The organism is Vibrio sp. V43_P6S15P86 (genome assembly GCF_009904725.1).
GTDB classification, from domain to species: Bacteria; Pseudomonadota; Gammaproteobacteria; order Enterobacterales; family Vibrionaceae; genus Vibrio; species Vibrio diabolicus.
On sequence record NZ_WXWT01000264.1, the window covers coordinates 1 to 7,685 of the forward strand.

General features: G+C 44.6%; 9 protein-coding genes. 4 read left to right on the top strand and 5 right to left on the bottom strand.

The window, feature by feature from the left end:
- Positions 1-287: 287 nt before the first annotated feature.
- Both CAG69_RS11940 and CAG69_RS11945 read left to right on the top strand, forming a co-directional pair.
- Entirely contained in the window at positions 288-1,892 is a 1,605-nt protein-coding gene (locus tag CAG69_RS11940; RefSeq protein WP_161444349.1) for a S8 family peptidase, read from the top strand.
- Positions 1,893-2,445: 553 nt separating this feature from the next.
- Positions 2,446-2,694, top strand: a complete 249-nt coding sequence (locus CAG69_RS11945) for a hypothetical protein (protein ID WP_161444351.1) — start codon at positions 2,446-2,448, stop codon at positions 2,692-2,694.
- A 141-nt stretch (positions 2,695-2,835) separates the two neighbouring features.
- On the opposite strand, the gene CAG69_RS11950 is transcribed toward CAG69_RS11945, so the two are convergent.
- Positions 2,836-3,081 (bottom strand): hypothetical protein, encoded by a 246-nt coding sequence (locus CAG69_RS11950; protein WP_046873683.1) that lies wholly within the window; start codon positions 3,079-3,081, stop codon positions 2,836-2,838.
- Positions 3,082-3,121: 40 nt separating this feature from the next.
- Complete coding sequence (locus CAG69_RS11955) at positions 3,122-3,337, bottom strand: DUF3820 family protein (protein ID WP_005375557.1); 216 nt, start codon at positions 3,335-3,337, stop codon at positions 3,122-3,124.
- A 142-nt stretch (positions 3,338-3,479) separates the two neighbouring features.
- On the opposite strand from CAG69_RS11955, the gene CAG69_RS11960 reads away from it, so the two are divergent.
- Positions 3,480-3,788 carry a cysteine-rich CWC family protein gene (locus CAG69_RS11960; RefSeq protein ID WP_161444353.1) on the top strand — a complete coding sequence of 103 codons (309 nt, stop codon included), beginning with the start codon at positions 3,480-3,482 and terminating at the stop codon, positions 3,786-3,788.
- A 42-nt stretch (positions 3,789-3,830) separates the two neighbouring features.
- Here the strand turns inward: CAG69_RS11960 and CAG69_RS11965 are convergent, their stop codons facing one another.
- Positions 3,831-4,172, bottom strand: coding sequence for a HopJ type III effector protein (locus CAG69_RS11965; protein ID WP_161444355.1), 342 nt, complete (start codon positions 4,170-4,172; stop codon positions 3,831-3,833).
- Between the two features lie 199 nt (positions 4,173-4,371).
- On the opposite strand from CAG69_RS11965, the gene CAG69_RS11970 reads away from it, so the two are divergent.
- Entirely contained in the window at positions 4,372-6,141 is a 1,770-nt protein-coding gene (locus CAG69_RS11970; RefSeq protein ID WP_161444356.1) for a choice-of-anchor I family protein, read from the top strand.
- A 70-nt stretch (positions 6,142-6,211) separates the two neighbouring features.
- Here the strand turns inward: CAG69_RS11970 and CAG69_RS11975 are convergent, their stop codons facing one another.
- Together CAG69_RS11975 and phhA are read right to left on the bottom strand one after the other, a co-directional pair.
- Entirely contained in the window at positions 6,212-6,550 is a 339-nt protein-coding gene (locus CAG69_RS11975; protein WP_005375563.1) for a 4a-hydroxytetrahydrobiopterin dehydratase, read from the bottom strand.
- Positions 6,540-7,334 (bottom strand): phenylalanine 4-monooxygenase, encoded by a 795-nt coding sequence (gene phhA, locus CAG69_RS11980; protein ID WP_161444358.1) that lies wholly within the window; start codon positions 7,332-7,334, stop codon positions 6,540-6,542. The genes CAG69_RS11975 and phhA overlap by 11 nt, the downstream gene beginning before the upstream one ends.
- Between the last annotated feature and the right edge of the window lie 351 nt (positions 7,335-7,685).

Consider the following 7,685-nt stretch of genomic DNA (forward strand, 5'->3'; position numbering starts at 1 on the left):
ATATAACATGCAATAAGCCAGGTGTGTAGAATTATTCTATTTTAGGGATTTTGCTCTAAATCTAAATGAATCCTTGCATTTCAATTTCAATAAAGCTTAGTTATTGATCATGTTTCTGAGTATGTGAATTATTCTCAACTATGCACATGATTGCTTATTGTCTAGCTTGATTTGTGTAACGTCACTGCAGCACGTATTGAGCGTACTACGCTGATTGTCTGTGTTTTCGTGTTGACAGTTTGGTACTAGGTAAAAATCAACAAGACTATGATTTCAAGGAACATTTTATGTTAAAGAAACTACTAAGTTGTTGTATCACCTCGGCACTCTGTTTTCATTCTTCTATCGTTTTTTCTCAACCCAATGAGATTGCGGACAGTGCAGAGTTACAACAAGCTCCCGACACATTGCCTGCCACTTTGATGCTTGCACCGAACGACATCGCCATTGCAGATCGCTATATAGTGGTATTTCAACAACCGCAAATGATGGCGAGCAGCTCACCGGAATTCGAGCAATTCACGCAACAGTCTGTAGACCGCATGTCCGGTTTATATTCAATACAAGTGGAGTCGGTTTTTGACCACTCGATCAGTGGATTTGTCGCTAACTTGAGTCCTGAGCAACTAAAAGATCTGCGTTCTGATCCTCGTGTGGACTACATTGAGCAAGACAGAATCCTATCGCTTGACCCAATAGTCTCGGCAGACGCAAATCAAACCAATGCCATTTGGGGACTAGACCGAATCGACCAACGAAACTTGCCACTCGATAACAACTACAGTGCCAACTTTGATGGGACTGGGGTAACGGCTTATGTTATCGATACTGGTGTGAATAATGCACATGTTGAGTTCGGTGGTCGCTCGGTTTCAGGGTATGACTTTGTCGATAACGATGCAGATGCAAGTGACTGTAATGGACACGGGACACACGTTGCGGGCACCATTGGCGGCAGCTTGTATGGTGTTGCGAAAAACGTCAACCTTGTCGGCGTGAGAGTATTGAGCTGTACCGGATCGGGTTCTACGTCTGGTGTTATTGCCGGTGTGGACTGGGTGGCTGCGAACGCTTCCGGACCTTCAGTCGCCAACATGAGTTTAGGTGGCGGTCAATCTGTCGCTCTCGATAGTGCGGTGCAAAGTGCGGTTCAATCGGGTGTCAGCTTTATGCTTGCAGCAGGTAACTCCAACGCCGATGCGTGTAACTACTCTCCAGCGCGCGTTGCTACTGGTGTAACTGTCGGCTCGACCACCAGCACGGATGCACGTTCGAGTTTTTCAAACTGGGGCAGTTGTGTGGATGTGTTTGCGCCAGGCTCACAAATTAAATCAGCATGGTATGACGGTGGCTACAAAACCATTAGTGGTACATCGATGGCGACACCACATGTAGCGGGTGTAGCAGCACTGTATCTTCAAGAAAACAGTTCGTTGTCACCAAGCCAAGTGGAAGCCTTGATCGTTAGTCGCGCAACAAGCGGAAAGGTGACGGACACAAGAGGCAGCGTGAACAAGCTACTTTATAGCTTAACGGATACTGATTGTGGGCAAGACTGTGGTGGCCCAGATCCAACACCGGACCCAGAAGGCAAGTTAACCTCGGGCGTGCCAGTGAGCGGTTTAAGTGGCTCAAGCAGTCAAGTAGCGTATTACTATGTTGATGTAGAAGCTGGGCAGCGCTTAACAGTACAAATGTATGGCGGTACTGGCGATGCTGACTTGTATCTCCGTTTTGGTGCAAAACCGGCACTGAATGCATGGGACTGCCGACCTTTCAAATACGGTAACAATGAAACATGTACGGTCAGCGCGACACAAAGTGGGCGTTACCACGTCATGATTCAAGGTTACTCAAACTATAGCGGTGTCAGCATTCAAGCGAGCTACTAGTTATTCTTCTCGTTATTAGAAGAAAACAAAGCCCACTTGTCGGTGGGCTTTGCTTTGGGAATACTGAGTTTAATAGGTGGCGTTCGATGCTATTCAAACGCACCGGCCTTTTTCTTCAAGAACTCAACTCGAAGCGGCATCGAAGCTTTCTATTAGCAGTACCCGCATAAGTCGGTTTCTCCAAGTCGTGTACATCAAATAGGATGCGAACTTAATCTCCTCGAGCTAACTCTTTCTCCATCATAAATCTTGGCTTGATGGCAAACCCAAGATCATTATAAATGGGAACTATTAGGCAAAGAGACGAGCAAACCAGCCAAATTGGAATGGGGCAAAGACGTTCCAAACCATGCGGACACGCCTCTGGATATAAATGTTCTCGTCCTTTTCTATTAAATCATTAATAACCAAGGATATTGCAAAGAGAGTTGTGGACTGCTAGCTCGAGCTGTAGGCTTGTGCTAGCCAGGGCACCTGACATTGGGAGAGCACTAAACATGAGCCTTGGATTCTGCTACCGTAAAGCCCATATTTAATTTGAGAGAGATGGATAATGAACGACAGTTGGGCTAACTTCTTTCCGTACTTTGCAGGAGCTTTTAAGCTTATTATATTAGGTATTGGAGCTTACTTAGCTATTAAATGGCATTTTGATGAAGAGCGAAGAGTAAGGGAGGCCGAAGGCGTGGTATTCGATAAACCAAGCTTCAAGAAAAAGTTCGTAATGAAGCTAACCTTCCCATTCCTTCTAGGTCTTCTAGTCCTTCTCGTTATTTATGCAACTAACTGGTTTCTCTACTGACAGACTTTATTAATACGATCAATGTTTAAGCTCTCAACGGGTTTGGAGCAAAAAAGAGTCAGCCTAACTGGTCTGGCTCTTTTGAATGAAAACACATGGTATCGTGGAATAACTAGGGAGGCTGTGGCAGGTTACACTCACTTACTCCTTAGGCAGGTGACCAGTTTCCTTCGCAAGCTTTTGCATCGCCTCGGCAAACGTTGTTGTCCCGCCTTTAGCTTTCACCTGTATTACCTTATACCCCATTTTTTCCAACGCTTGGCGCTCTGCCAAAACAGCTTTGTCATCTTGCTGGCTACCTTGAGCTGGCTGATGAATGTAACATCCCTCTAATTTACCATCTTCAACCAATTGGTGATGCTTCAGTGCATCGATATCAAAATTCATAATAAGTCTTTTCATTAAAAGTGGGAGTTTCTGTGGCTAGTTACATTCGCTTCAAAGGCTTCACGACACTATCTAAGCCTTCAATTTTGAGCGCTAAACACAGCTTGAGCAAATCCCCTAGTTCGCCGCTTGGCCAGCCCTTTTTATCGAACCACAGTAAGTATTCTTCAGGCAGGTCGATTAACACTCGCCCTGCATATTTCCCAAATGGCATTTGCATTCTAGCGAGTTTAATGAGGTTTTCTTTTTCTAACATAAGTGACAAAGATTTTAGGTAACTCGTCCAAGAATATCACTGCCACCCTCTCCTCACCAGCAAATCGCACTCACGTTTACTTTGGCGGCTTTGACTCGCTTTGTGCTAGAGTACGCGGCATAAAAATGAGAACGAGAAAGCAATGAAGTCACCTTGTCGAGCAGCATGTAAAAATAACGCCGGAATATGCTCTGGTTGTCACCGAACGATGGATGAAATCATCCAATGGAAAGACAAAACAGATCACCAACGAAACACGATTATCGAACAAATCGCAGGGGAAGATTCAACGCACAATTGTCCTGAGTGCGGGACTCAAGCCCATTGTGATATCGCCGCAGGCAAAGAAACCTGTTGGTGTTTTACTATTGAAACCCGTGATTTACCCAAGCCAAGCGCCAACCAGCTGTGTTTGTGCCGAAAATGTCTAGAAAAAAAGCCAGTCGCATAATACGACTGGCTTATTGTTCTGCGTTTTCTGACTGGTGTTTATTTAGCGGTTAAAGCGGGGGGCTTCAAACTTAATACCATCCCACCCTGTTACCATAAAATTACGAATATTCTGGTGATCGTTATTCTCTGGATGCTGCAATACATCTTCACGATAAAAACGGCCAAAGCAGGCTAGTGTCGCTTCTTTGTCTAGGTTATTTAGCAAGCCGAAAGCGAAGATCTTACACGAACCGTTGTTCTCACCTGCATTGTTTTGCGTCTCACCATTAACAAAAGCGGTTGGCTCAAACGTATAGTTATCTTCGATCACCGCCATCGTTGCTTCAAACTCGACCTGCTCTGGTGAAGCTGCCAATAAATCTAAAAACGATTTTAATTCCATTATTCCTCTATCCCTACTTCATCATTTTGATGACATATTAGCTTCATAAAAAGCCAATATAAGAGTCATCAATCATACATATATTCAGAGCCTTACCAAATCACACGTCATTCAGCGCTCTACCATTCCAGTTGCGGAAATGGACAGCAGCATAAAACCCATGCTGATTGACAACGTATCGGATTGATAAGGAGATATCATGATCACCCCTTTAAAGGCAATCGGTGCACTCGCATTGTCATCACTTGCCATCGCGTGTTCATCACAACCCGAAGATACCGTGGCTTCATTCGCTACACAATGCAAACCTACCACTGCGCCCGTTGCTGGGGAAACGTCAATTCAAGGTTTAACGTTTATCGGGACATCCGTTGCTGATGCCCCATTCGACACATCGGCAGCTGAAATCGTCAGTTATGACGCCTGTACGGATAAGCTCTATGTGGTCAATGCTGAAGCAAAACGTGTCGATGTACTTTCTATGGATGACAACGGCGTACCAACGCAAACCGCATTCATTGATCTCAACAGCGCTGGCGAAGCAGCTGGCGTTGAAATTGGCGCTGCAAACAGTGTCGCTGTATTCAATGGTTTGGTCGCGGTTGCGATTGAAAACAGTAATAAACAAGCGAATGGTATTGTTGGTTTGTACCGCTCCGACGATTTGTCATTAGTCACGACGTTCCCAACAGGCGCATTGCCAGACATGGTAGGCTTCTCGAAAGATGGCCGATACATCGCAACCGCTAATGAAGGTGAGCCAAACAGCGATTACAACGTTGACCCTGAGGGTAGTATCACTTTGATCGATCTAAAACCTAGCGTTACTCAAGCAGAAGTGACACAAATTGGCTTTAACGAATTTGATGGCTCACGAAAAGCAGAGCTCCCAATGAATGTGCGTATTTCGGGGCCAAACGCCACCATCGCACAAGATCTAGAGCCTGAATACCTCACTTTTGCAGATAACGGTAAAATCTATGTCGCGCTACAAGAAAATAACGCCATGGCAATCATCAATCCAGAGAGCAAATCGGTAGAAAAAATTGTTGGCTTAGGTGAGAAGTCTTGGTCGGACGCTAAACTCGATGCATCTAACAAAGACAAAATTATTGGAAACTTGAAAAGCTACCCACAACTGGTTGGCTTATTTATGCCTGACACCATCGACAGCTACTCAGTGGATGGGACAACTTACATCGTATCTGCAAATGAAGGCGACGGCCGTGAGTACGGATTCAAAACCACTCAAGAACACTGCGACAAAGCAGGCTTGATGTGGGATGAAGACGATTTCCTTGGTACAGATGAATATACTTCTGAGCAAGGAACCTGTTTAAGTCATGTTGACGAAGTGCGCGGTAAGAAGCTGAAAGTAGCAGCAGAGCACCCACTGGCAGAAGCACTAAAAGACAGCAAACAACTCGCGCGTTTAAAAGTGATTAAGCCGGAACAAACGCTTTCTGCACAAGAGAATGTTCAATCATTTGGCGCGCGTTCATTCTCGATTTGGGATGAAAACGGCAAGTTGGTCTTCGATAGTGGTGACGATTTCGCGGCTATCTCGCTGCTGAATGAAGGTAAAAACTTCAACAGTACCAACGATAACAATCACAGTGGCGATGACCGAAGTGATGATAAAGGCATTGAGCCAGAGGCGATTGAAGTAGCACAAATTAACGGTCGCCATTACGTGTTCATCGGCTTAGAGCGCCAAGGCGGTATTATGATTTATGACATTACCGATCCGAAAAAAGCACAGTTCCTACATTACGTAAACCGTCGCGATTACAATCAGCCAGTGTGTACAGAAGTCGAAGATGGTGAATGCGCGAACGGTACATACAATCCAAAAGCAGGCGATTTAGGTCCAGAGTCCATTAATTACTTTACCCGTAATGGTGGTCATTTTATCGCCGTTGGCAATGAGGTATCGGGCACGACATCCGTCTTCCGAATCAATCTATAAAGTAATGTAAAAGTCATTTAGAACCAAAACGCCCGACGTAAGCCGGGCGTTTTTTGTATGAGGTAATGTCCTACTCTGCCGATGCTAGCGCGTCACACTTTGATGCGCAGATAAAATCGTTTTTATGCAGACCTTTGATAGAGTGACTCCACCACGTTACGGTAACCTTACCCCATTCCAACAAAATAGAGGGATGGTGGAACTCATCTTCTGCCAGTTCCGCGATTTTGTTACTGAAAGCCCATGCTTGTTTGAAGTTCTTAAATTTATACACCTTTTCTAGTTGAGGTATATCTTCTCTTTCAATGATCTGCCAATCAGACAATTGCAGAAGCAGAGACTGTTGCTCTTCTTTGCTTAGTGCAATGGCATCGATACTACAAGCTTCGCATTTTTGTTCATTCAACATGAGCAGGTTCCTTTGGTTCAAAAAGTGGAGGAAGCAGTCCAGCTTCAATCGCTAGATCGGCTTGTTTCAATAAATTTAACTGACTGATTTTAAAAAGCTGAGAAAAGTCATCAATCACGTAGTACTTCGGTTGCATGATGTCGATACGATAAGGCGTTCTCAGCACAGTTTGTAATTCAAATGGGTCGCGAATTGCTGCATCACTCTCTAATGCGTAGAGGGTTTCGCCAGGAGATGAAAGAATACCACCACCGTAAATTTTGGTTTTGTCCCCTTCTTTCACCAAACCAAACTCTACAGTAAACCAGTAGAGACGAGCGAGATAGGCTCTTTGTTTTGGTGTAGCGGCTTGCCCTAGTTGACCATAATGCTCGGTAAATGCAGCAAAGTCTGGGTTGGTTAACATCGCGCAATGACCAAATATTTCGTGGAAGAAATCTGGCTCCTGTAAGTAATCGAACTCATCTCTTGTACGCAAGAATGTGGCGACTGGAAAGCGCTTATTACCGAGTAGATTAAAAAATCGGTCGAAATCAATAAGCGCGGGAACGGGCTCCACTTGCCAACCTGTTGTCTCCATCAAGACACGATTAATTTCTGGTAACTGAGGAACGCGGTCTTGAGGTAAATCAAGCAGCGTCAAACCGTGTAAATAAGCCTCACAAGCTCTGTTTTGGATCACACCCATTTGTCGTGTTACCAAATCTTGCCAAATGGCGTCTTCTTCACGGCTCCATTCAACCCTGCCTTCCTGGTTTACGGGTTTAGAACGATACTGGGTCATGGCACTTCTCCATTAACAAATCCTTTACATTAAGCCTATCTGCAGTCTTAAGAGCTTCCAATCCCTACACGATTTTCTCAGTATCGATTCGATGTAACATATTGTTTACAATGCATCGTAACTGCATGATTTTTATGACACGATATAATATCTAGCTTGTTTGACTTTATCGTGTATTCCTCTCAAACTAAAATCTGTTACCACTTTGTTATAGAGGGACCTATGCGCGAGAGCAGCAAAGTATGGCAACCGAGCGAAAGTCGTATCGAAGAAGCCAACATTACACAATTTATTGAACACATTAATCGACAAGGAAATACCCTTGAAAGCTTCGCTGATCTGCATCAATGG